Origin of the sequence: Streptomyces sp. NPDC050548 (genome assembly GCF_044457385.1) — a bacterium.
In the GTDB taxonomy this organism is placed as follows: Bacteria; Actinomycetota; Actinomycetes; order Streptomycetales; family Streptomycetaceae; genus Streptomyces.
In genome coordinates this window covers 476921-497226 of sequence record NZ_JBITGV010000001.1, presented here as the reverse complement: position 1 = coordinate 497226, position 20306 = coordinate 476921, and the positions used below count along the sequence as shown (strand labels likewise).

Here is a 20306-nt window from a genome sequence, read left to right as displayed (position 1 = left end):
CAATGATTCTTTGCCCCTGACGCAACCCTTGTCCCGAGGTTTACCCGTTAGTAGCGTTCGGGATGTCTCGAACGGAAGTGGGTGGGGGCCGGTGGTGCGCAGACCGGTGGCATGGATCTTGGCGGTCGTCCTCTTCGTGGAGGCGTTCGGAGTGGCCGCGCTGAACTGGTTCCTGGGGATCGTCGCCGACCGCCAGAACATGTCCCTGGCCGGCATCGACCCGGACGCGATGTCCGTCTCGTCGAAGGTGGGAGGAGTGGTCTTCGGCCTCTACTTCCTGCTGTGCGCCGTGGTCGCCCTGCTGGTCGCGGTGCGCGACCGGGCCCCGGCCGGCCTCGGCCGCATCCTGCTCATCAGCGTGGCCGTCGTGCACGGGCTGCTGGGCGCGTTCGCCTGGGCCATGCTGGAGGACAACAAGGCCGCGTTCGTGTTCATGGTGGTGGTGCTCGGCCTCGTCGTCCTGCTCCTGATGACCTACGACCGTCTGGAGGGGCCCTCGGACGCGGCACCGGCATCGGACGGCCCGCGCGGCTCGGACGGCCCCAAGGACCCCGAGCAGCCCGACCAGGACCCGGCGCCGATCGTCCCGCCACCGGCCCCCAGCCCCTCCTGATCGCTAGTTGTCCCGGGGCGTCCACAACTCCGTGATGCCGACGCCCAGTTGACCCAGCAGACGCCGAACGAGCGGCAGGCTGATGCCGATCACGTTGCCGTGGTCGCCGTCGATGCCCTCGATGAACGGCGCCGAACGGCCGTCCAGGGTGAACGCCCCGGCGACGTAAAGGGGTTCGCCCGAGGCGACGTACGCGGCGATCTCGGCGTCGGTCGGCTCGCCGAAGCGGACGACGGTCGACGCGGTCGCCGAGACGTACCGGCCGCTCGTCGTGTCGTAGACGCAGTGGCCGGTCTGGAGTGTGCCGGCCCGGCCGCGCATCGACTTCCAGCGGGCGGTGGCCTCCTCGGCGTCGGCGGGCTTGCCGAGGGCTTCGCCGTCGAGGTCGAGCACCGAGTCGCAGCCGATCACCAGAGCGCCCTTGACCTCGGGCTTCGCGGCGACGACGGAGGCCTTCGCCTCGGCGAGCGCGAGGGCGAGGTCGGCCGGGGTGGAGGCTGAGACCGCGTCCTCGTCCACCCCGCTCACGATCACCTCGGGGTCCAGTCCCGCCTGGCGCAGGAGTCCCAGCCGGGCGGGGGACTGGGAGGCGAGCACGAGGCGGCGGCGCGGCTGATCTGTCATACGACCAGGGTATCGGCGGCGCCCCGGCCGCCTACGCCAGTCCGAGCACGATCATCGCCAGCACCATCGCGAGTGCCATGAGTATGCCGAGCCGCCGCAACATGACCTGCATCTCCCGCAGGTCCTCTGGAGGTTCGTCATCGGGGTCGGACCACAGCATGTCACTAGCGTGCGGCTTGGCAGGGGGCGGCGCCTGAGTACGGGTACTTAAATTCGTGCCCGGGATTTGTGCTGTTGTGCGCGGTTCCCCGCGCCCCTGAAAGTAAGACCGCTTAGCCCGGCCAGAAAGTGCGAGTCCATGCACTCGGCCCCGGGATCGGGAGCCGCGCCGTCGCGATCCTCGACGGGTCCGACCACGCGTCCCGTTGCCTCGGTGCGCCGGGCGGTGTGGTTGTCGCCGCCGCGGCGCGGGCTCTGACCACCGCCAGGGCGGCGGCCAGTTCCTCCGGGGTCGGGTTGCCTCTTACGACTTTGATGTTCATGGAGGCCGCTCCTCTACAGGGGGATGTTGCCGTGCTTCTTGGGGGGCAACGACTCGCGCTTGGTGCGGAGTTGGCGCAGGCCCCGGACCACGTGGCGGCGGGTGTCGGAGGGGAGGACGACCGCGTCGATGTAGCCGCGCTCGGCCGCGATGTAGGGGTTGAGGAGGGTGTCCTCGTACTCCTGGATGAGGCGGGCGCGCACCGCGTCCAGGTCCTCGCCCGCCGCCTCCGCCTCGGCGAGCGTGCGGCGGTGCAGGATGTTGACCGCGCCCTGGGCGCCCATGACGGCGATCTGGGCGGTCGGCCAGGCGAGGTTGAGGTCGGCGCCCAGGTGCTTGGAGCCCATGACGTCGTAGGCGCCGCCGAAGGCCTTGCGGGTGATCACCGTGATCAGCGGGACCGTCGCCTCCGCGTACGCGTAGATCAGCTTCGCGCCTCTGCGGATGATGCCGTAGTGCTCCTGGTCGACGCCCGGGAGGAAGCCGGGGACGTCGACGAAGGTGAGGACCGGGACGTTGAACGCGTCGCAGGTGCGGACGAAGCGCGCCGCCTTCTCTGACGCGTCGATGTCCAGGCAACCCGCGAACTGCATGGGCTGGTTGGCGACGATGCCGACCGGGCGGCCCTCGACCCGGCCGAAGCCGGTGAGGATGTTCGGTGCGAACAGCGCCTGCGTCTCGAAGAACTCGGCGTCGTCCAGGACGTGTTCGATCACCGTGTGCATGTCGTACGGCTGGTTCGCGCTGTCCGGGACCAGGGTGTCCAGCTCGCGGTCCTCGTCCGTGACGGCGAGGTCCGCCTCCTCGGGGAACGCCGGGGGCTCGGACAGGTTGTTGGAGGGCAGGTACGACAGCAGCTGCTTGATGTACTCGATCGCGTCCTTCTCGTCGCCCGCCATGTGATGGGCCACACCCGAGACCGAGTTGTGGGTGCGCGCGCCGCCCAGCTCCTCGAAGCCCACGTCCTCTCCGGTGACCGTCTTGATGACGTCCGGGCCGGTGATGAACATGTGCGAGGTCTGGTCGACCATCACCGTGAAGTCGGTGATCGCGGGGGAGTAGACCGCGCCGCCCGCGCACGGGCCCACGACGAGGGAGATCTGCGGGATCACGCCGCTCGCGTGGGTGTTGCGGCGGAAGATCTCGCCGTACGCCCCGAGCGAGGCCACGCCCTCCTGGATGCGGGCGCCGCCGGAGTCGTTGATGCCGATGACCGGGCAGCCGGTCTTCAGCGCGAAGTCCATCACCTTGACGATCTTCTGGCCGTAGACCTCGCCCAGGGCGCCGCCGAAGACCGTGAAGTCCTGGGAGAACACGGCGATGGGGCGGCCGTCGACCGTGCCGTAGCCCGAGACGACACCGTCGCCGTAGGGGCGGTTCTTCTCCAGGCCGAAGTCCGTGGACCGGTGCCGGGTGAACTCGTCGAACTCGACGAAGGAGTCCTCGTCGAGGAGCAGCTCGATCCGCTCACGGGCCGTCAACTTGCCCTTGGCGTGCTGCTTTTCGACCGCTCGTGCCGAGCCCGCGTGCGTCGCCTCCTGGGTGCGGCGCCGAAGATCCGCGATCTTCCCGGCGGTGGTGTGGATGTCGATCTCTTGAGGCGCTTCCGGCTCGGACATCGGGATTACGGCTCCCTGCCTGCTCAAAAGGGGGGACGGTTACTCATTCGTAGAGTAGTGGCGGGCCTACCGATCGGCAGTGCGGCGTACAACACACCTAGGGTGGCTTGCATGACGCCGCGAGATGCCTCAGACGAGAACAGCAGTCGTTGGTCCGATCTGGACCGTCCACCGCTCAACGGCGCCGCGCTGCGCAAGGGCCTGGTGCGCGACGGCGGTCACGCGGGCCTCTACTGCGACATCGAGGTCGTGCAGCGCACCGGGTCCACCAACGCCGACCTGGTCGCCCGCGCGGTCGCGGGGGACGCCGACGAGGGCGCGGTCCTGGTCGCCGAGGAGCAGACCGCCGGGCGCGGGCGCCTCGACCGGCAGTGGACGGCACCGGCCCGCTCCGGGCTCTTCTTCTCCGTCCTCCTGAAGCCTGGCGACGTCCCCGTGTCCCGCTGGGGCTGGCTCCCGCTGCTCACCGGTGTCGCCGTCGCCACGGGGCTGTCCCGGACGGCCGGCGTCGATACGGCACTCAAGTGGCCCAACGACCTGCTGGTGACTGTCGGTGGCGAGGAACGCAAGGCCGGCGGCATCCTCGCCGAGCGCGCCGGGGACGACGCCGTGATCATCGGCGTCGGCATCAACGTCACCCTCCGTGAGGACGAGCTGCCCGTGCCGCAGGCGGCCTCCCTGGCCCTGGCCGGGGCCGTCGCCACGGACCGCGACCCCCTGCTGCGGGCGGTCCTGCGGTCCCTGGAGCACTGGTACGACAAGTGGCGCGCGGCGGGCGGCGACCCGGTGGAGAGCGGCCTCCAGGAGACCTACGCGGCCGGCTGCGCCACGCTGGGCCGGACCGTGCGGGCCGAGCTGCCCGGGGACCGGTCGATCACCGGGGAGGCCGTCGCCATCGACGGGGACGGGCGGCTGGTGCTCGCGACGGAGGACGGCGTGCAGGAGCCCGTGGGGGCGGGCGACATCGTGCATCTGCGCCCCGCATGACCCCGACCGCTCTTGTGGCAGCTTTGTCCCCGTGACTCACGGAGTGAGCTGGCCCACACCTGCCGTAGCATTGGGCCCGGTCGATACCTGACCGTGGCAGATCGGAAGGGCAGCAGGCGTGACCGTCGACGACACGGGCTCCGGCGCGGACGCGGACGGCCGGGTGGACCCCGATGCCGCCGGTGGCCGGGCCGACCCCTATGCCGCCGATCCCGGCGAAGACCCCCTCGCGCTGCGCCTCGAAGGGCTGATCCTGGGCGCGGAGCGCCGCTACACCCCGTTCCAGGCGGCCCGTACCGCCGGTGTCTCCATGGAGCTGGCCACCCGTTTCTGGCGCGCCATGGGCTTCGCCGACGTGGGCCAGGCCAAGGCGTTCACGGAGGCGGACGTCCTCGCGCTGCGCCGCCTCGCCGGTCTGGTCGAGGCGGGGCTGCTGAGCGAGGCGATGGCCGTACAGGTGGCCCGCTCCACCGGGCAGACCACCGCGCGGCTGGCAGGCTGGCAGATGGACTCGTTCCTGGAGGGCCTGACCGAGCCGCCCGAGCCCGGGATGTCGCGCACCGAGGTGACGTACCCGATCATCGAGCTGCTGCTGCCCGAGCTGGAGGAGTTCCTCGTCTACGTGTGGCGGCGCCAGCTCGCCGCCTCGGCCGGCCGGGTCGTCCAGGCCAGTGACGACGAGGAGATGGTCGACCGGCGCCTCGCGGTGGGCTTCGCCGACCTGGTGGGCTTCACACGGCTGACCCGTCGTATGGAGGAAGAAGAACTCGGCGAGCTGGTCGAGGCCTTCGAGACCACCGCCGCCGACCTCGTGGCCGCGCGCGGCGGCCGGCTCATCAAGACCCTCGGTGACGAGGTGCTGTTCTCCGCGGACGACGCCGGGGTCGCCGCCGAGATCGCGCTGCGCCTGATCGAGACCATGGCCCACGACGAGACGATGCCCGAACTCCGCGTCGGCATCGCCTTCGGCACGGTCACGACCCGCATGGGCGATGTCTTCGGCACGACCGTGAACCTCGCCTCGCGGCTCACCTCGATAGCCCCCCGTGACGCCGTCCTCGTCGACAGCGCCTTCGCGGAGGAGCTCATCCGCAGCGGCGAGGCGCCCGCCTCCGAGGCGGAGGCGGCCGAGGCCGCGGCGACCGCCGAGAAGGAGGGCGAGGAGCCCCCGACGTACCGTTTCGCGCTTCAGCCGATGTGGCAGCGGCCGGTGCGGGGGCTGGGCGTGGTGGAACCCTGGCTGCTGACCCGCCGGGACTCGGCTCCCGCGTAACGGTCTCGTCAGGGCGCGATCCCCAGTTGGCGCAGGATGCCGAGTTCGTCGGGGCGGTTCCAGCGCTCGACGATGTGGCCGTCGCGGATCCTGAAGATGTTGGTTCCGTGCAGGGTCAGGGGGCGGCCCTCGGCCGGGGCCGGCACCCCGAGCAGCTCACCGCGCTGTGTCCCGCCGGCGGTGAAGTGCTCGACGACCAGGTCGTCCTCGGCGATCATCAGGTCCGGCTCGCTGTGCCAGTCGGGACACGCCTCCCGGAACAGCGCGCCGGCGGTGCGGAAGCCTTCGCGGTCGCCGGGGCCGTTGAACGGGGGGTCGTGGTCGACGAAGTCCTCGGCGAGATACTCGTCGACCGCGCCGAGGTCGCCCTTGGTGAACAGCGCGTCGATGAACGCGTGCACCAGGTCCTTGTTCTGCGTGAGGGTGGTCTCTGAGGTGCTCATGTCTTCAGTCTCGCGCCGTCCGTAAAACGGCACAAACGGGGCTCTTGGTGGTCAGTTCCGGTGCACCAGTGGGTCCACGCAGAGGCCGATGATCGGTACGCACAGGCTTGGTCGACTCGGCGCCGGGGCGGGGGAGTTGGCAGTCCGGCCGGGGGTCGGCGCGGGTGTCGGCTCCGGGGCCGGTGCCGCGCTTGTCGCGGGGGCTTGGGGGCTCGGTGCGGTGACTGGGGTCCGGGGCTGTGGGGTGTCCTGTGCTGTCGTCGCCTCGGGGGCGGTCGTGGGTGCCGTCGTCGTGTACGGAGTCGGTACGACGCCGTAAGCCGTGGTCGGGGTCGCGCTCGCGCCGCCCATCACCGACGTCGCGGAGGGGATCGCGGTGGGGATCGCGGACGGGAACGCCGTCGGGTCGGCGCTGATCGTGGCGGCGGCGTTGGCCGGGTGTCCGGCGCTCTGCTCCGCGTCGGCGTCCGGGCTCGGTTCCGCCTCCGCCGTGCCCACTCCGCCGACCCCGGACTCGGGCGTCAGCCGTACGAGGCTCAGCACCCCGGCGGCCACGGCGAGCCCGCCGAAGGCCAGCAGGACCTTGCGGGGGCGGGGGCGGCGGTGCCGGCCCCGGGGGAGGACGGGTGGCGTTACGTTCGCGGTGTCCTCGGCCCGCTCCGCCTGCGTGGTCGTCGTCACGATCCCTCCCCTGTCGTGTGGCGGACGCACGTTATGCGCTTCTCCGGGCGGTGCGGCGGGAGTTGGGCGCCATGTCACCCGAACGGGGAAGGCCCGTGCGATGATCGGGGCGAGTTCTGTTAACCCGCGTTAACCAGGAGGGCGTCATGAGCGAGGAACGGTTCGGGGAGTTCGTGCTGGTGCGGCGGCAGGAGTACGTCGCCGAACTCGTTCTGGACCGGCCCAAGGCCATGAACGCCGTCTCCACCGCGATGGCCGGGTCCATCGCGGCGGCCTGTGCGGCGCTGGCGGCGGACCGGGACGTCCGGGTGACTGTGGTGACCTCCTCGCACGAGCGGGCGTTCTGTGTCGGCGCCGACCTCAAGGAGCGCAACTCGCTCACCGACGCGGAGCTGGTACGGCAGCGGCCGGTCGCCCGGGGTGCGTACACCGGTGTCCTGGAACTCCCGATGCCCACGATCGCCGCCGTGCACGGCTTCGCGCTGGGCGGTGGCTTCGAACTCGCCCTGTCCTGCGACCTGATCGTGGCGGACGGCACTGCCGTGGTGGGGCTGCCGGAGGTGTCGGTGGGTGTCATTCCGGGGGGTGGGGGGACGCAGTTGCTGCCTCGGCGGGTGGGTGCGGCTCGGGCGGCCGAACTCATCTTCACCGCACGGCGGTTGGAGGCGGCCGAGGCGGCGGGGCTGGGGCTCGTGGACGTCCTGGTGGAGGCGGGGCGGGATCGCGAGGAGGCGCTGGCCCTGGGTGCGCGCATCGCCGCGAACTCGCCGGTCGGGCTGCGGGCGGCCAAGCGGGCGCTGCGGCTCGGGCACGGGCTGGATCTGCGTGCCGGGCTTGAGGTGGAGGACGCGGCGTGGCGGTCGGTGGCGTTCTCGGGGGACCGGGCGGAGGGTGTGGCGGCGTTCAACGAGAAGCGGAAGCCGGAGTGGCCCGGTGAGTAGGGGCGGCTACCCCGCGTAGACACCTGTTCGCCGCATCAATGTCCCGATATGCGGCAAATCTCCCTAGCCTGGGACGATGGGTGAGGACAGGCGGCTGGCCGCCGTGGTGGAGCTGGCGCAGGGGATGGCGGCGGCGCACACCCCGCGCGAGTCCTGGCGGGCGGCGGCGACCGGGGCGTGCCGGGCGCTGGCGGGGAGTTTCGCCGCGTTGTCGGTGTGGGAGCGGGAGCTGGGGCGGCTGCGGGTTCTCGTCAACGTGGGGGAGCGGGCGGCGGGCGAGGAGGAGTTCCCGGACGGCGAGACCTATCCGGTGCATCAGTTCCCGGAGATCACCGAGTTCCTGCACGAGCGGTGGGCCGGCGGCGGTGAGCCCAACGCCTGGGTCGAGACCGCGGAGGGCCCGGCCGCGGGCAGCCCCGGGTACTGCCATCAGCGGGTGGCGGCGCTACGGCGTCGTAGGCGCGGCTGCTGTGTGATCGCGCCGATCGTGCTGCACGGGCGGGCGTGGGGCGAGCTGTATGTGGCGCGGCCGGTCGGTGCGGCCGTGTTCGACCGGGGGGACGCTGACTTCGCGACGGTGCTGGCGTCTGTGGTGGCGGCGGGGATCGCGCAGACCGAGCGGCTGGAGGAGGCCAGGCGGCTCGCCTTCACGGACGCGCTCACGGGGCTCGCCAATCGGCGTGCGGTCGATGTACGGCTCGACGAGGCGGTCGAGCGGCATCGGCGCGACGGGGTTGTGGTCAGCCTTGTCGTCTGCGATCTCAACGGGCTCAAGCGCGTCAACGACACCCGCGGGCACGCGGTCGGGGACCGGCTGCTGGAACGCTTCGGGTCGGTGCTGTCGCTGTGCGGGGCGATGCTGCCGGGCGCGCTCGCCGCGCGGCTCGGCGGGGACGAGTTCTGTCTGCTCGCGGTCGGGCCGCCCGCCGACGAGGTGGTCGACGCGGCGGACGAACTCTGCCGTCGCGCCGCCGAGTTGGAGCTCGGCGAGGGTGTCGCCTGCGGGGTCGCGTCGACCGAGGACCCGATCGGGGCGGTACGGTCCGGCCGTCGGCTGTTCCGGCTGGCGGACGCGGCCCAGTACCGTGCGAAGGCGCTGCGCGCGGACCGGCCGGTGGTTGCCGGGCGTGGCGGTCCGGACGATCCGGTGGTGCGGCTTGCCGACTCGCCTACCCCGGAGCTGCCGGCGGAGCGGCGCCGCTTCCGGGGCCGCCGGGCGTGAGGGGTGGTTCGCCTTGCGTTGGGTGTGGGTCGGTGCCGCGCCGGGGGGTGTCCGTCCTCGGAACGGCGCGGAATCGGTCTCGCAAGATATTGGGGGTGTTGACGCGCCAACCGCTGTGGGCGGACACCCCCCGACACGGCACCTTCGCGCCGTACGCGGGTGGCGGCCCTCCCGGGCCAGCGACCTATCTGTAAGGGTCTAAGTGGGTACCCGGTAGTGACACTGTCGCATTCAATGCGTACGCTCCTGAATATGGATATGCACACTGTGGTGGTGGGGACGTCGGGGGTCACCGCGTCCGACGTTCTTGCCGTGGCGCGCGGGGGCGCCCGGATCGAGCTTTCGGCCGAGGCCGTCGCGGCGCTCGCCGCGGCGCGCGAGATCGTGGACGCGCTGGCCGCCAAGCCGGAGCCCGTGTACGGCGTGAGCACCGGGTTCGGGGCGCTGGCGTCCCGGCACATCAGCCCGGAGATGCGGGCTCAGTTGCAGCGCAACATCGTCCGCTCGCATGCCGCGGGGATGGGGCCGCGGGTGGAGCGGGAGGTCGTGCGCGCTCTGATGTTCCTGCGGCTCAAGACTGTGTGCTCGGGGCACACCGGGGTGCGGCCCGAGGTCGCGCAGACCATGGCCGATGTGCTGAATGCCGGGATCACGCCCGTCGTCCACGAGTACGGTTCTCTCGGGTGCTCCGGTGACCTCGCCCCGCTCTCTCACTGCGCCCTCACACTCATGGGCGAGGGCGATGCGGAGGGGCCGGATGGGGTTGTGCGCCCTGCTGGTGAACTGCTCGCCGAGGCCGGCATTGCCCCCGTCGAACTCCGCGAGAAGGAGGGCCTCGCCCTTCTCAACGGCACCGACGGGATGCTCGGCATGCTGGTCATGGCGCTCGCCGATCTGGACATGCTCTACAAGTCCGCCGACGTCACGGCCGCGCTGTCGCTGGAGGCGCTGCTCGGTACCGACAAGGTGCTCGCGCCCGAGTTGCATGCCATTCGGCCGCATCCCGGGCAGGCCGCCAGTGCCGCCAACATGCTTGCCGTGCTTGACGGTTCGGAGCTGACCGGGCACCACCAGGACGACGCGCCCCGGGTGCAGGACGCGTATTCGGTGCGGTGTGCTCCGCAGGTCGCGGGTGCGGGGCGGGACACGATCGCGTATGCCCGGGTGGTTGCGGAAAGGGAGTTGGCTTCGGCTGTCGACAATCCTGTTGTGCTGCCTGATGGTCGGGTGGAGTCCAACGGCAACTTCCATGGTGCGCCGGTGGCTTACGTTCTGGACTTTCTTGCCATCGCTGCCGCCGATCTCGGTTCTATCGCCGAGCGGCGTACCGACCGGCTGCTCGACAAGAACCGGTCGCACGGGCTGCCGCCGTTTCTCGCGGACGACGCCGGTGTCGACTCCGGGCTGATGATCGCCCAGTACACGCAGGCCGCGCTGGTGAGTGAGATGAAGCGGCTGGCCGTGCCTGCTTCCGTTGATTCGATTCCGTCCTCCGCCATGCAGGAGGACCACGTCTCCATGGGGTGGTCGGCCGCGCGTAAGTTGCGCACTGCTGTCGGCAACCTCACTCGGATCATCGCGGTCGAGCTGTACGCGGCCACGCGTGCCGTGGAGTTGCGGGAGGGGCTGGCTCCGGCGCCTGCGTCCCGGGCGGTCATCGATGCCGTGCGGGCGGCGGGGGTCGAGGGTCCGGGGCCGGATCGGTTCCTGTCTCCGGACCTGGCGGCGGCGGAGGCGTTCGTGCGTGACGGGCTTGTGGTGGAGGCCGTGGAGAAGGTCACCGGGCCGCTGCTGTAGGGGAGTTGGGGCCCGGGCGTGGCAACGGCCGGGCCCCGTACGTCACTTCAGCTTGGCGGACTGGGCGGTGACCACCGCGGCCGGCACCGTGTAGGCCTTGTCGGCGACCATCGCGCCGATGTTCATCGTGTAGTACGTCGCGACGACGTTCCCCTGGCGGACGACCTCGGCGTGCGCGACGGAGGTCGTGCCGTCCGTTTTGTCCGGCTCGCCGTACACCGCGTAGGCCACCGACTCGTCGCCGGTTCCCGAGCCCTTCTCGGTGCTGATCTTGGTGAACTTCTGCTCTTCGCCGCCGGCCGTCCCCGTGAAGCCACCGGCGCAGCCCTTGACCGCGTCGGACACGGCCTTAAAGGCCTTCTCGGCGCCGTCACCGTCGTACGACGAGAGCCCGACCATCGTCAGGTCGATGCTCATGGAGTCGGTGAGGGCCTTCTCGACGTCGTCGCCGCTCAGGTCGTCCAGGTCGGTGGTGGCGGCGGCCGACGGCTTCTTGTCCGCGGTGGCCATGCGGTTGGTCTCCGTGGGTGCGTCGGCCGGGGCGACGCCGCTCAGGACGTAGAGCAGGGGCTTGCACTTCTCGTCGGCCTTGATGCCGCTCTTGCCGCCGGGGATCGACTCGCCCGCCTCGATCTTGTAGCCGTCGACATCGCCCTGAGCGAGGGCCAGCTTCTTCAACTCCGCGGCGGTGAGCGCCTTGGCGGTGTTCTTCCCGGAACCCTGCGCGGTGTTCTCGGCGTCGCTCTTCGCGTCGTCCGAACCGCCGTCGGAGCAGCCGGTGATGAGGGTCAGCGACAGTGCGCCCACCGCGACGGTGACGCACAGCCGTATGCCCGATGATCTCTTCATGAGCGGACTATGAAGCTTGCGTCAAGCAATCGTCAAGCAAGTTAAAACCCGAGGCGCTCCCGCCGTACCGAATACGCCACGAAACCGGCGCCCAGGCCGAGGAAAATGGTCCCGCCGACGATGTACGGCGTGGTGTCCGGGCTTCCGGTGTCGGCGAGGTGGGTGTCGTCCGAGAAGGTGGTGACGGCGGTCGAGGTCACCCTTGCCTGCTGGGTGGCCTGGGAGGTTGGCGTCGCCGAAGTCTCCACTCTCACCTGGTCGGTCACCGTCGCGTTGGCGGAGGGGACGAACCACAGGGCGCCCAGCAGGGTGCCCGCGGCGGTGGCGGTCAGCATCGTTCGGCGAGCGGTTGACACGGAATATCGATCCCCTTGTGGCGCTGGCGAATTGGCCGTGTGGAGCGATGCTAATGAACTCTGCGGGTCGTGGGAAAGTCACGGGAGCTGTGGGTCGTACGCTCCCGGCATGACCACTCCAGAGACATCACGTTTTGTACGCCTTCGTGTCGAACTCGTTCTTGAAGTCGAGAACGAGGACGCCGTGACCAAGGCCGCGCTGGCCAAGATCGCCGACGATCCGGAACTGCCCGGTGACGAACGGACGCACGCCGAGAGCGCTGTGACGGAAGACACCGCCGAGGCCCTCGCCTATCTCGTGGACCCGTTCGACCTGGTCGGCGAGATGCCGGGGGTCGAACTGGCCCAGGCCTCATGGAGCAGTGAGGAGATCGACTACGACCCGGATTCGCCGGATTGGGACCTCGACGAGGATGATGTCGACGGCGATGAGGAAGCAGACGGGACGGCAGTGGCCGGCTGAGCCGTGCGCGGGAGCGTATGACCCCGGGCGGCAACCGCTGTCCGGGGTTTCGTCGTCTCAGCGGTTTCCGGGCGTCACGGTGGACGTGGTGTGCCCCACAGATAGTGGGGAAGCGGAACGGGATGCACCAGTCGTAGCGTTGGATTCTTAAGAACTGTTTAACGGGGCGCTCGGGTTTTTGGTGATTCGGCAACGATGGAGAAGCGTGTGATGACGGACAGTAAGCGGCGCAGGGGTCTTGCGGCCGCGTCCGCACTGCTCGGCGGTGTGCTCGTGCTCACGGCGTGTTCCGGCAGCGACGACAAGTCGTCCGGCAGCGATTCGAGCCAGAGTTCACAGTCGAAGGCCGACGAGGCGGCGGCGAAGAAGTCGTCCGAGGCCCAGATCAAGATCACACCGGCGGACGGTTCGGACAACGCCTCCATCAACAACTCGGCCGCCGTCACCGTCAGCAAGGGCACGCTCACGGCCGTGACGATGACGACCGCGGACGGTACGGCCGTCGCGGGCACCATCTCCGCCGACAAGTTGAGCTGGAAGCCCAGCGCCCAGCTGGAGCGGTCTACGACCTACAAGGTCGCGGCGACCGCCAAGGACTCCGCCGGTCTCGCCGCCCACGAGAACGCCTCCTTCACCACGGTCTCCCCGGCCAACAGCTTCATAGGGAACTTCACTCCCGAGGACGGTTCCACGGTCGGCGTCGGCATGCCGGTCTCGATCAACTTCAACAAGGCGATCACCAACAAGGCCGCCGTCCAGAAGGGCGTCACCGTCACCTCCACCAGCGGTCAGGAGGTCGTCTGCCACTGGTTCAACACCCAGCGGATGGACTGCCGCCCCGAGGACTACTGGAAGGAGAACTCCACCGTCACGCTGAAGCTCGCGCTCGACGGCGTCGAGGGCGCCTCCGGGGTCTACGGCGTGCAGCAGAAGACGGTCACCTTCCACATCGGCCGCAACCAGGTCTCGTACGTCGACGCGAAGACCAAGCAGATGAAGGTCGAGCAGGACGGCAAGGTCGTCAAGACCATCCCGATCTCGGCCGGTTCCCCCGAGAACACCACGTACAACGGCCAGATGGTGATGTCCGAGAAGTTCGTCCAGACCCGGATGAACGGCGCGACGGTCGGCTTCACGGACGACGACGGCAAGGGCGAGTACGACATCAAGGACGTCCCCCACGCCATCCGCCTCACCAGCTCGGGCACGTTCATCCACGGCAACTACTGGGGCTCGCCGTCCGTCTTCGGCAGCGTCAACACCAGCCACGGCTGCGTGGGCCTGCAGGACGTGAAGGGCGCGGGCGACAAGAACATGCCGGCGGCGTGGTTCTACAACAACTCGATCGTGGGTGACGTCGTCGTCATCTCCAACACGGGTGACAAGACGGTGGCCCCGGACAACGGCCTCAACGGCTGGAACATGGACTGGGCCCAGTGGAAGGCGGGTTCGGCGGTCTGACCCGCCAACTCCGTTTGGCTTGAAGGCGGTTGCCCCCTCGGCCGGGGGTGACCGCCTTTTCTGCTGCCCTGCTCAAGTGGTCGGCGGCATATGTGAGTTGACGGCAATATCCGTCATAGGACGCGACTTCGGGTGCGCCTCCCTTGTTCCGGGTCCCGTCCCCTCGGGGCCCGGCCCGAAGTGAGGCGGCTCCGGGTACAAAAAAGGCCGCCTCCCTGAGAAAAGGGAGGCGCACCCATGGGACGTCATGCCAGACCAAAGCTGACTCTTGTGTGTCGGTTCACCCGGTTGCTGCCGGAATCGTGGGCCCAACACGTGAGGAGGTGGTGGCTCTGGTGGATCACCAGGTAGCCGGAGGCCCCCAGCAAAATTAGGGGCCTCCGAAGGCTCCTGAGTGAGCCTGAGCCCCTGTCACGGATACCCGCCGTGGCGGGGGCTCGTTCCTCTTCAACGACGACGATACCGGCTACGGCGCCCGCAGCAACCCCGACTCGTCAACAGGGGTCTTGAGTGCGGTGATGAACGGGGCCCAGGCGGTGGCGGTGAGGACGAGGGCGGGGCGGTGGGGGGCCTTTGAGTCGCGGACGGGGACGAGGCCGGGGAGGTTGGCGGCGACCTCGACGCAGTTGCCGCCGCTTCCGTTGCTGTAGCTCGACTTGCGCCAGAGGGCGGCGCCGGGGAAGTCGCTGGCGATCTCTACGCAGTTGCCGCCGTCCCCGTTGCTGTAGCTGCTCTTGATCCAGAGCGCGTCACTCAAGTCGGTCCCGTAGCTTGCCATCTCGGTATTCCTCTGCCGCTGCCTTGATCATCGCCAGGGACGCCTCCGGTGACAGTGCGACGGCCCTGAGCCGATCGTATGCCTTGCGGTACTGCTTCACGAGGGCCGGATCGTCGATGGTGTCGCCGCTGTATGACGCCTCGGTGTAGATCAGCGGCGGGGCGTCCGGGAAGACCATGACCATGATGGAGGCGGCCATCAGAGGATGCGCGCCGCACGTCCGCGGAACGATCTGCGGAGTAACCCGACGCCGCTCGGCCAACTCCACGATCCGGTCGAGCTGTTCGGCCATCTCCCGTGGCGGGAGGACCGGGTCCGCGAGCAGCGACTCGTGCAGGATCGCCCAGTACTCAGGCGTGGCGTGGTCGTCCTCGAAGAGACGGGCGCGGGCGAGGCGGCCCATCACCTTCTCTTCGACCCACTCGTCGGAGGCCGCCGGGTGAGCCGACCGGACCATCGTCCGCGCGTACGCGGCGGTTTGGAGCAGCCCCGGGATGTTGATGGGGCACCACTCCTCGATGGACTCCGCGTGCTTCTCCGCCTCCAGGACCTTCTCGAAATACGCGGCATGCGGCCCCCTCCGCGCCTTCCGCACCGACTCACAGTTCCGCTCGAAGAACCCGTCCGTCCCCAACACCCGATCCGCGTGCTGAGCCAGATCCAGCGGCATCCTCCGCTCCCCGCGCTCGATATCGCTGAGGTACGTCTTGCCGTAGAAGATCCCCTTGAGGAACGCATCCAACGACAGCCCCGCCTCCTCCCGCTTCCACCTCAACTCCTTGCCGTAGAACGTCGGAACGCTCATCGAGCCGTCGATGTCCTTGCCCCGTGCCACCACTCGCCCTCCTCCGCTGACCCGGTCGCGAACGCGAAACCTCTTTTACGGTAGCCAGCGGGACGCCAGTCTGTGAGGTGTTCGTCACAGAGCGCACAGGAGGCACCCGTTCATGTCCGACCCCTACGACACGACCCTCTGCGTGGAGGAACTCCGCGAGGCCCTCGGCCTGCACGGCATCACGCTCCCTTCCCTCGGCGTGGACATCCTGGCCGCCGGCCTCGTCGCGCTCGGGAACTGCAACACCGTCACGGCCCGTGAACTCGCCGCCGCCCTCCGCAAGGCGGCGGAACAGTGACGTTCGAACTCCGCCTGCTCGCAACTCCCAAGGCCGTACCGGAACTTCGCCACCACCTCCGCCACCACGACTACGACGTCCGCCTCTGCGCAACGGAGTTGATGACGAACGTGATCGACCACGTGGGGGAGGGAACCCCGGTCACGGTCCGCGTCCTCGATGCGGACGACGGCCGCACGCGGGTCGAGGTCACCGACCCGGACGCCCGCGCGCTGCCTGTTCTTCTTCGCGCCGCGACGACGGACGAACACGGCCGTGGCATGGCGCTTCTCGACGCGCTGGCGATGCGGTGGGGCGTGGAGCAGGCGGCGGACCGCAAGACGGTGTGGTGCGTGCTCAGGAGTCGAGGAGAGCCCGAAGACGCCTGAGTTCTGGGACCAGTTGGGGGACTGTCTCTCTGGCCATGGCGATGAACGCCGCGTTCTCGTCCCAGCGCCCGTCGGCGCAGTCCACATACCGGGCCTCTTGAGCTGGGGCTTCGTGTCATTGTGGGAATCCATCGGTGCGCCGTGCCCCGCGACTCCGAAAGTGTCGCGAAATGGGTTGTCCCGGGCCCCTGTTGACAGCCCCGTAGCGGGTCATTCTTTGCCCACGGACAGGCTTCTCATCGTTCTCTTATGTCGGCCTTATGGCATCATCACGCGCTGTACCTAGCTTGCGGGCCATGTTCTTCACCTACCTGAGGCGCGAGTTGCGCCGCCGCAGAAAAGCGGCCCTCGTCGTCGCCTCCGGCCTCGCACTGGGCATTGCGCTGGTCATCGTGGTCAACTCCGTGTCCTCCGGCATGGGGAAGGCACAGGACAAGGTCCTCCAGTCGCTGTACGGACTCGGTACGGACATGACCGTCACCAAGGCGGCCACGGCGAGCGCGAGCAGCTCGCAGCAGCCGCGGTTCCAGTTCGACGCCAACAACAACGACGACAGCAAGACGCAGAGCAGTGACCGCGTCATGGTCCAGGGCTTCACGACGCTGGCCTCCACCACCGTCACCAAGGTCGCGGGCCAGAAGGGGGTGTCCGACGCCGTCGGCGGGCTCAGCCTCAACGTCGTCAAGGTCGACGGCCAGTTCACCCGCGGCCAGTTCCAGCAGAACCAGGGGAGCGGCACCGAAGGCGGCAACCGTGGCGGCGGCACCGGCGCACCGCAGGGCTCGGTCACCGGTGGTGGCGCCAACTTCAACATCAACGCGTACACGGTCTACGGCACGGACGTCACCAAGCCCGCGCTCGGCCCGCTGACCTCCTCGAAGATCACCAGCGGCCGTACCTTCACCACCGCCGAGGCCAACTCCAAGGTCGTCGTCGCCGACTCGGCGTACGCCAAGACGAAGAAGCTCAAGGTCGGTTCGACCGTCACGATCAAGAGCGTCAAGTACAAGGTCATCGGCATCGCCACCGCCACCAGCGGTGACGCGGCGGCCAACCTGTACATCCCGCTGACGCAGGCGCAGACCCTGAGCGGTGACAAGAACAAGGTCACCACGATCTACGTCAAGGCGACCGACTCCAAGCAGATCTCGGCCGTCAAGAAGACCATCACGAGCAATGTCTCGGGTACGACGGTCACCACCTCCGCCGACCTGGCGGACACCGTCTCCGGGTCGCTGTCCACCGCCTCCTCCCTCGCCACCAGCGTCGGCAAGTGGCTGTCGATCGCGGTGCTGATCGCCGCGTTCCTGGTCGCCGGTCTGCTCACCTCCTCGGCGGTCTCCCGCCGGGTGCGCGAGTTCGGCACGCTGAAGGCGCTCGGCTGGAAGTCGGGCCGGGTGACCCGTCAGGTGGTCGGCGAGGCCATCGTCAACGGTCTGGTCGGCGGCGCCCTCGGTATCGCGCTCGGCCTGGCGGGGGCGTACGTCGTGACCGCGATCAGCCCCACCCTGTCCGCCTCCCTCGGCAACTCGGCCGGCGGCGGCGCCCGCGCGGGCGGCCCCGGCGGTGGCGGCGGCTTCGGCGGTCCCGGCCGGCAGGCCGCGGCCAAGACGCTCGACGTCGCGCTCACCGCGCCCGTCAACGCCACCACCATCGGCCTCGCGGTCGGCCTCGCCGTCGCCGGCGGCCTGATCGCCGGCGCCTTCGGCGGCTGGCGCGCGTCGCGACTCCGTCCCGCGGACGCCCTGCGCCGAGTCGAGTAGCGGTACCTGCTGCGCCCCAAAGGGGCGCGGGGAACTGCGCGACCAGCCACGACGGCGCCGCAGCCGAACGACGACGCAATGGGGCCCGTCCCACCGACGGGCCCCAACCCCCTTTACTTCCCCAGGAGTTGCACGAATGTACGAACTCAGAGGCGTCACCAAGCTCTACTCACGCGGCAAGGAAACCGTCCACGCCCTCGACGGCATCGACCTCACCATCGGCGACGGCGACCGCCTGGTCATCCAGGGCCCGACCGGCGGCGGCAAGTCGACGCTCCTCCAGATGATCGGCGCCCTCGACAGGCCCACCGCAGGTGAAATCGTCCTGGACGGCGTCGACTTGGCGAAGCTGTCGGAGGCCAAGCTCACCAAGGTCCGCAGCGAGAACATCGGCTTCGTGTTCCAGTCCTTCAACCTGATCCCGACGCTCACCGCGCAGGAGAACGTCGAGACCGCCCTCGTACCGCTGGGCGTGAAGACGAAGGAGCGGCGCCAGCGCGCCGCCGACGCGCTGGCGTCGGTCGGGCTCGCCGAGCGCCTCGGCCACCTCCCCGGCGAGATGTCCGGAGGACAGCAGCAGCGCGTCGCCATCGCCCGCGCGCTCGTCAAGCAGCCCAAGGTGCTGCTGGCCGACGAGCCGACCGGCAACCTCGACGAGTCGATGCGCGACGAGATCATGGACGTACTGGAGCGCATGTGGAAGGAGCACGGGCTGACGTTCATCATGGTCACCCACGACTCCGCCATCGCGAAGAAGGCGCCGCGTCTCGCCACCATCCGCAAGGGGAAGATCACGGTGAAGGAGAACGCGGCGTCCAAGTGACGGTCCAGACCTACGCCAAGTAGGCCCAGGAGTCGGCTGAGTTGAAGCGGGCGGCCCGCCGGGAGCGCACCTTCCGGCGGGCCACCCGTGTTTTCCTGAGACCATGACCGCCGCCGTCACCGCCATGATCACCGCCGTCGTCGGTGTGCTCGGTACGCTCTTCGCGCCCGTTCTCAGCCAGCGCCTCACCGCCCGGCAACGTGCCGAGGATGCCCAAGTCGCCGAGCGCAGACGGCTGTTCGAGGAGCGCAGGGACGCCTACACCGCGATGAACCGCTCCTCGCGGCAGTTCCACGAGCTTCTCAAGGACGCCTTGCATCGCGTCCGTGACGGCGTCTACACCGAGTTGGAGCGCGACCAGCTGGAGGAAGCGCGCCGTGAATACCGGGACCGCTACGCCGAGGCGCAGATGGTCGTGCCCGAGCGTGTCCTGGACGCGTCGCGTGCGGTGAACGCGGTCCTCGCGGACATCGACGCCGTCGTCAAGCGGCTCGATCGAGGGCTGGCCCGGGACGGCGAGAGCGCTGAGCAGGCCATGCTCGACCTGACGGAGGTCGTGCCCCGGCTGTCGGCGATGCGGCAGCTGATGCGGGCCGACCTCGGTGTCAGGGAGTGAGCCCCGGGCGGTCGGCCGACGCTCCCGCGCGGGTCGCGTCCGTGCCCCAACTGGCCAGCAGGCGAAGGGCGTCGGCGGACGGGGAGCCGGGTTCCGCGTGATAGGTGATCAGGGCCTGCTCGGTGCCGTCCGACAGCCGGAAACCCTCGAAGTGCAGGGTGAGGTCACCGACCAGGGGGTGGAGGAGGCGCTTGACGCCGTAGGTTTTCTCCTTGACGTCGTGGGTCGCCCACAGCCGCCTGAACTCCGCGCTCTTCACGGAGAGTTCGCCCACCAGCGCGGACAGCCGCGGGTCGTCCGGATGACAGCCCGCGTCCATCCGCAGCATGCTGACGATGTCCGCCGCCTTCTGCTCCCACTCCACGAACAGGTCCCGGTACTCGGGCCGCAGGAACACCAGCCGCGCCCAGTTCCGCTCCTGCGGCGGCAGCTCCGACCAGTCGCCGAAGACGGCCGCGGCCATCCGGTTCCACACCAGGATGTCCGTGCGGCGGCCCGTGATGTACGCCGGGACCGTGTCGATCGAGTCGAGCAGCTGCCGCAGCGGCCCGCGCACGTGCTGGGCCGGGGACGACGACTTCTTCTTGTGCTGCTTCGGCTTCGCCAGGTGGGTGAGGTGCGAGGACTCCGCGTCCGAGAGGCGCAGCGCGCGGGCGATCGCGTCGAGGACCTCCGCCGACACGTTCCGTCCGTTGCCCTGTTCCAGGCGCGTGTAGTACGCCACCGACACCCCGGCCAGCTGCGCCAGCTCCTCGCGCCGCAGCCCGGGCACCCTGCGGTGCCGCCCGAAGTCCGGCAGCCCGACGTCCTCCGGCTTCAGCCGGGCCCGCCGGGTGCGCAGGAACTCGCTGAGTTCGGCGCGCCGGTCCAGTGGCCGGCCGGGGTCCAGGGGCTCGGTGGCGGATTCGGGCTGTTCGTCCATACGGTCCAGTATTCCCGGTCGTACGTCCATGAGCCTGACCTCGCTGGTGGTAGGCACAGCGGACGTACGCAGAAGCGTGGCCTGGGTAGCCCT

The 20306-nt window shown here is 69.5% G+C and carries 24 protein-coding genes; 13 read left to right on the top strand and 11 right to left on the bottom strand.

Annotated features, from left to right (window positions below; all coding sequences use genetic code 11):
- Positions 1-106: 106 nt before the first annotated feature.
- Positions 107-613 carry a hypothetical protein gene (locus ACIBJH_RS02345; RefSeq protein ID WP_399114970.1) on the top strand — a complete coding sequence of 169 codons (507 nt, stop codon included), beginning with the start codon at positions 107-109 and terminating at the stop codon, positions 611-613.
- A 3-nt stretch (positions 614-616) separates the two neighbouring features.
- Here ACIBJH_RS02345 and ACIBJH_RS02340 read toward each other — a convergent pair whose 3' ends face one another.
- The 4 genes from ACIBJH_RS02340 to ACIBJH_RS02325 all read right to left on the bottom strand — a co-directional run bounded on the left by ACIBJH_RS02340 (position 617) and on the right by ACIBJH_RS02325 (position 3337).
- A complete protein-coding gene (locus ACIBJH_RS02340; RefSeq protein ID WP_399114969.1) occupies positions 617-1237 on the bottom strand; it encodes a Maf family protein in 621 nt (206 codons plus the stop codon).
- Between the two features lie 31 nt (positions 1238-1268).
- A complete protein-coding gene (gene mmpB, locus ACIBJH_RS02335) occupies positions 1269-1397 on the bottom strand; it encodes a morphogenic membrane protein MmpB (protein ID WP_399114968.1) in 129 nt (42 codons plus the stop codon).
- A gap of 112 nt (positions 1398-1509) precedes the next feature.
- Positions 1510-1719 (bottom strand): acyl-CoA carboxylase subunit epsilon, encoded by a 210-nt coding sequence (locus ACIBJH_RS02330; protein ID WP_093628832.1) that lies wholly within the window; start codon positions 1717-1719, stop codon positions 1510-1512.
- Between the two features lie 13 nt (positions 1720-1732).
- Complete coding sequence (locus ACIBJH_RS02325; RefSeq protein WP_399114967.1) at positions 1733-3337, bottom strand: acyl-CoA carboxylase subunit beta; 1605 nt, start codon at positions 3335-3337, stop codon at positions 1733-1735.
- Positions 3338-3448: 111 nt separating this feature from the next.
- Between ACIBJH_RS02325 and ACIBJH_RS02320 the strand changes: the two genes are divergently transcribed.
- Positions 3449-4324: a biotin--[acetyl-CoA-carboxylase] ligase gene (locus ACIBJH_RS02320; protein WP_399114966.1), complete on the top strand. Its 876-nt coding sequence runs from the start codon at positions 3449-3451 to the stop codon at positions 4322-4324.
- A gap of 118 nt (positions 4325-4442) precedes the next feature.
- Positions 4443-5597 carry an adenylate/guanylate cyclase domain-containing protein gene (locus ACIBJH_RS02315; protein WP_019072861.1) on the top strand — a complete coding sequence of 385 codons (1155 nt, stop codon included), beginning with the start codon at positions 4443-4445 and terminating at the stop codon, positions 5595-5597.
- 8 nt (positions 5598-5605) lie between these two features.
- Here the strand turns inward: ACIBJH_RS02315 and ACIBJH_RS02310 are convergent, their stop codons facing one another.
- Both ACIBJH_RS02310 and ACIBJH_RS02305 read right to left on the bottom strand, forming a co-directional pair.
- Positions 5606-6040, bottom strand: a complete 435-nt coding sequence (locus ACIBJH_RS02310) for an ester cyclase (RefSeq protein WP_399114965.1) — start codon at positions 6038-6040, stop codon at positions 5606-5608.
- A 51-nt stretch (positions 6041-6091) separates the two neighbouring features.
- Positions 6092-6721 (bottom strand): hypothetical protein, encoded by a 630-nt coding sequence (locus ACIBJH_RS02305; protein WP_399114964.1) that lies wholly within the window; start codon positions 6719-6721, stop codon positions 6092-6094.
- Between the two features lie 146 nt (positions 6722-6867).
- On the opposite strand from ACIBJH_RS02305, the gene ACIBJH_RS02300 reads away from it, so the two are divergent.
- From ACIBJH_RS02300 to hutH, 3 genes are all read left to right on the top strand, one after another.
- Complete coding sequence (locus ACIBJH_RS02300) at positions 6868-7662, top strand: enoyl-CoA hydratase/isomerase family protein (protein ID WP_399114963.1); 795 nt, start codon at positions 6868-6870, stop codon at positions 7660-7662.
- A gap of 76 nt (positions 7663-7738) precedes the next feature.
- On the top strand, positions 7739-8884 hold the full coding sequence (locus ACIBJH_RS02295) for a diguanylate cyclase domain-containing protein (RefSeq protein ID WP_399114962.1): 1146 nt from the start codon (positions 7739-7741) through the stop codon (positions 8882-8884).
- Between the two features lie 258 nt (positions 8885-9142).
- Positions 9143-10681 carry a histidine ammonia-lyase gene (hutH, locus tag ACIBJH_RS02290; protein WP_399115579.1) on the top strand — a complete coding sequence of 513 codons (1539 nt, stop codon included), beginning with the start codon at positions 9143-9145 and terminating at the stop codon, positions 10679-10681.
- Between the two features lie 42 nt (positions 10682-10723).
- Here hutH and ACIBJH_RS02285 read toward each other — a convergent pair whose 3' ends face one another.
- Together ACIBJH_RS02285 and ACIBJH_RS02280 are read right to left on the bottom strand one after the other, a co-directional pair.
- Positions 10724-11530, bottom strand: coding sequence for a hypothetical protein (locus ACIBJH_RS02285; RefSeq protein WP_399114961.1), 807 nt, complete (start codon positions 11528-11530; stop codon positions 10724-10726).
- 41 nt (positions 11531-11571) lie between these two features.
- A complete protein-coding gene (locus tag ACIBJH_RS02280; RefSeq protein ID WP_399115578.1) occupies positions 11572-11865 on the bottom strand; it encodes an LAETG motif-containing sortase-dependent surface protein in 294 nt (97 codons plus the stop codon).
- Positions 11866-11995: 130 nt separating this feature from the next.
- On the opposite strand from ACIBJH_RS02280, the gene ACIBJH_RS02275 reads away from it, so the two are divergent.
- The gene (locus ACIBJH_RS02275) at positions 11996-12349 is read left to right on the top strand and encodes a hypothetical protein (RefSeq protein ID WP_399114960.1); all 354 of its coding nucleotides are present in this window, start codon (positions 11996-11998) and stop codon (positions 12347-12349) included.
- A gap of 210 nt (positions 12350-12559) precedes the next feature.
- Positions 12560-13810, top strand: a complete 1251-nt coding sequence (locus ACIBJH_RS02270; protein ID WP_399114959.1) for an Ig-like domain-containing protein — start codon at positions 12560-12562, stop codon at positions 13808-13810.
- 466 nt (positions 13811-14276) lie between these two features.
- On the opposite strand, the gene ACIBJH_RS02265 is transcribed toward ACIBJH_RS02270, so the two are convergent.
- Complete coding sequence (locus ACIBJH_RS02265) at positions 14277-14588, bottom strand: DUF397 domain-containing protein (RefSeq protein WP_399114958.1); 312 nt, start codon at positions 14586-14588, stop codon at positions 14277-14279.
- On the bottom strand, positions 14560-15423 hold the full coding sequence (locus tag ACIBJH_RS02260) for a helix-turn-helix transcriptional regulator (protein WP_399114957.1): 864 nt from the start codon (positions 15421-15423) through the stop codon (positions 14560-14562). The genes ACIBJH_RS02265 and ACIBJH_RS02260 overlap by 29 nt, the downstream gene beginning before the upstream one ends.
- Positions 15424-15535: 112 nt before the next feature.
- Here ACIBJH_RS02260 and ACIBJH_RS02255 point away from each other — a divergent pair, with 112 nt between their 5' ends.
- The 5 genes from ACIBJH_RS02255 (at position 15536) to ACIBJH_RS02235 (ending at position 19291) form a co-directional block, all read left to right on the top strand.
- On the top strand, positions 15536-15721 hold the full coding sequence (locus ACIBJH_RS02255; protein WP_399114956.1) for a hypothetical protein: 186 nt from the start codon (positions 15536-15538) through the stop codon (positions 15719-15721).
- On the top strand, positions 15718-16089 hold the full coding sequence (locus tag ACIBJH_RS02250) for an ATP-binding protein (protein ID WP_399114955.1): 372 nt from the start codon (positions 15718-15720) through the stop codon (positions 16087-16089). Before ACIBJH_RS02255 ends, ACIBJH_RS02250 begins: the two co-directional genes overlap by 4 nt.
- A 296-nt stretch (positions 16090-16385) precedes the next feature.
- A complete protein-coding gene (locus ACIBJH_RS02245) occupies positions 16386-17852 on the top strand; it encodes an ABC transporter permease (RefSeq protein ID WP_399114954.1) in 1467 nt (488 codons plus the stop codon).
- Positions 17853-17988: 136 nt separating this feature from the next.
- Positions 17989-18675, top strand: a complete 687-nt coding sequence (locus ACIBJH_RS02240; protein WP_399114953.1) for an ABC transporter ATP-binding protein — start codon at positions 17989-17991, stop codon at positions 18673-18675.
- Between the two features lie 103 nt (positions 18676-18778).
- Positions 18779-19291 carry a hypothetical protein gene (locus ACIBJH_RS02235; protein WP_399114952.1) on the top strand — a complete coding sequence of 171 codons (513 nt, stop codon included), beginning with the start codon at positions 18779-18781 and terminating at the stop codon, positions 19289-19291.
- Here ACIBJH_RS02235 and ACIBJH_RS02230 read toward each other — a convergent pair.
- The gene (locus tag ACIBJH_RS02230; protein ID WP_399114951.1) at positions 19281-20213 is read right to left on the bottom strand and encodes a helix-turn-helix domain-containing protein; all 933 of its coding nucleotides are present in this window, start codon (positions 20211-20213) and stop codon (positions 19281-19283) included. The two genes, ACIBJH_RS02235 and ACIBJH_RS02230, sit on opposite strands and share 11 nt — an antisense overlap.
- Between the last annotated feature and the right edge of the window lie 93 nt (positions 20214-20306).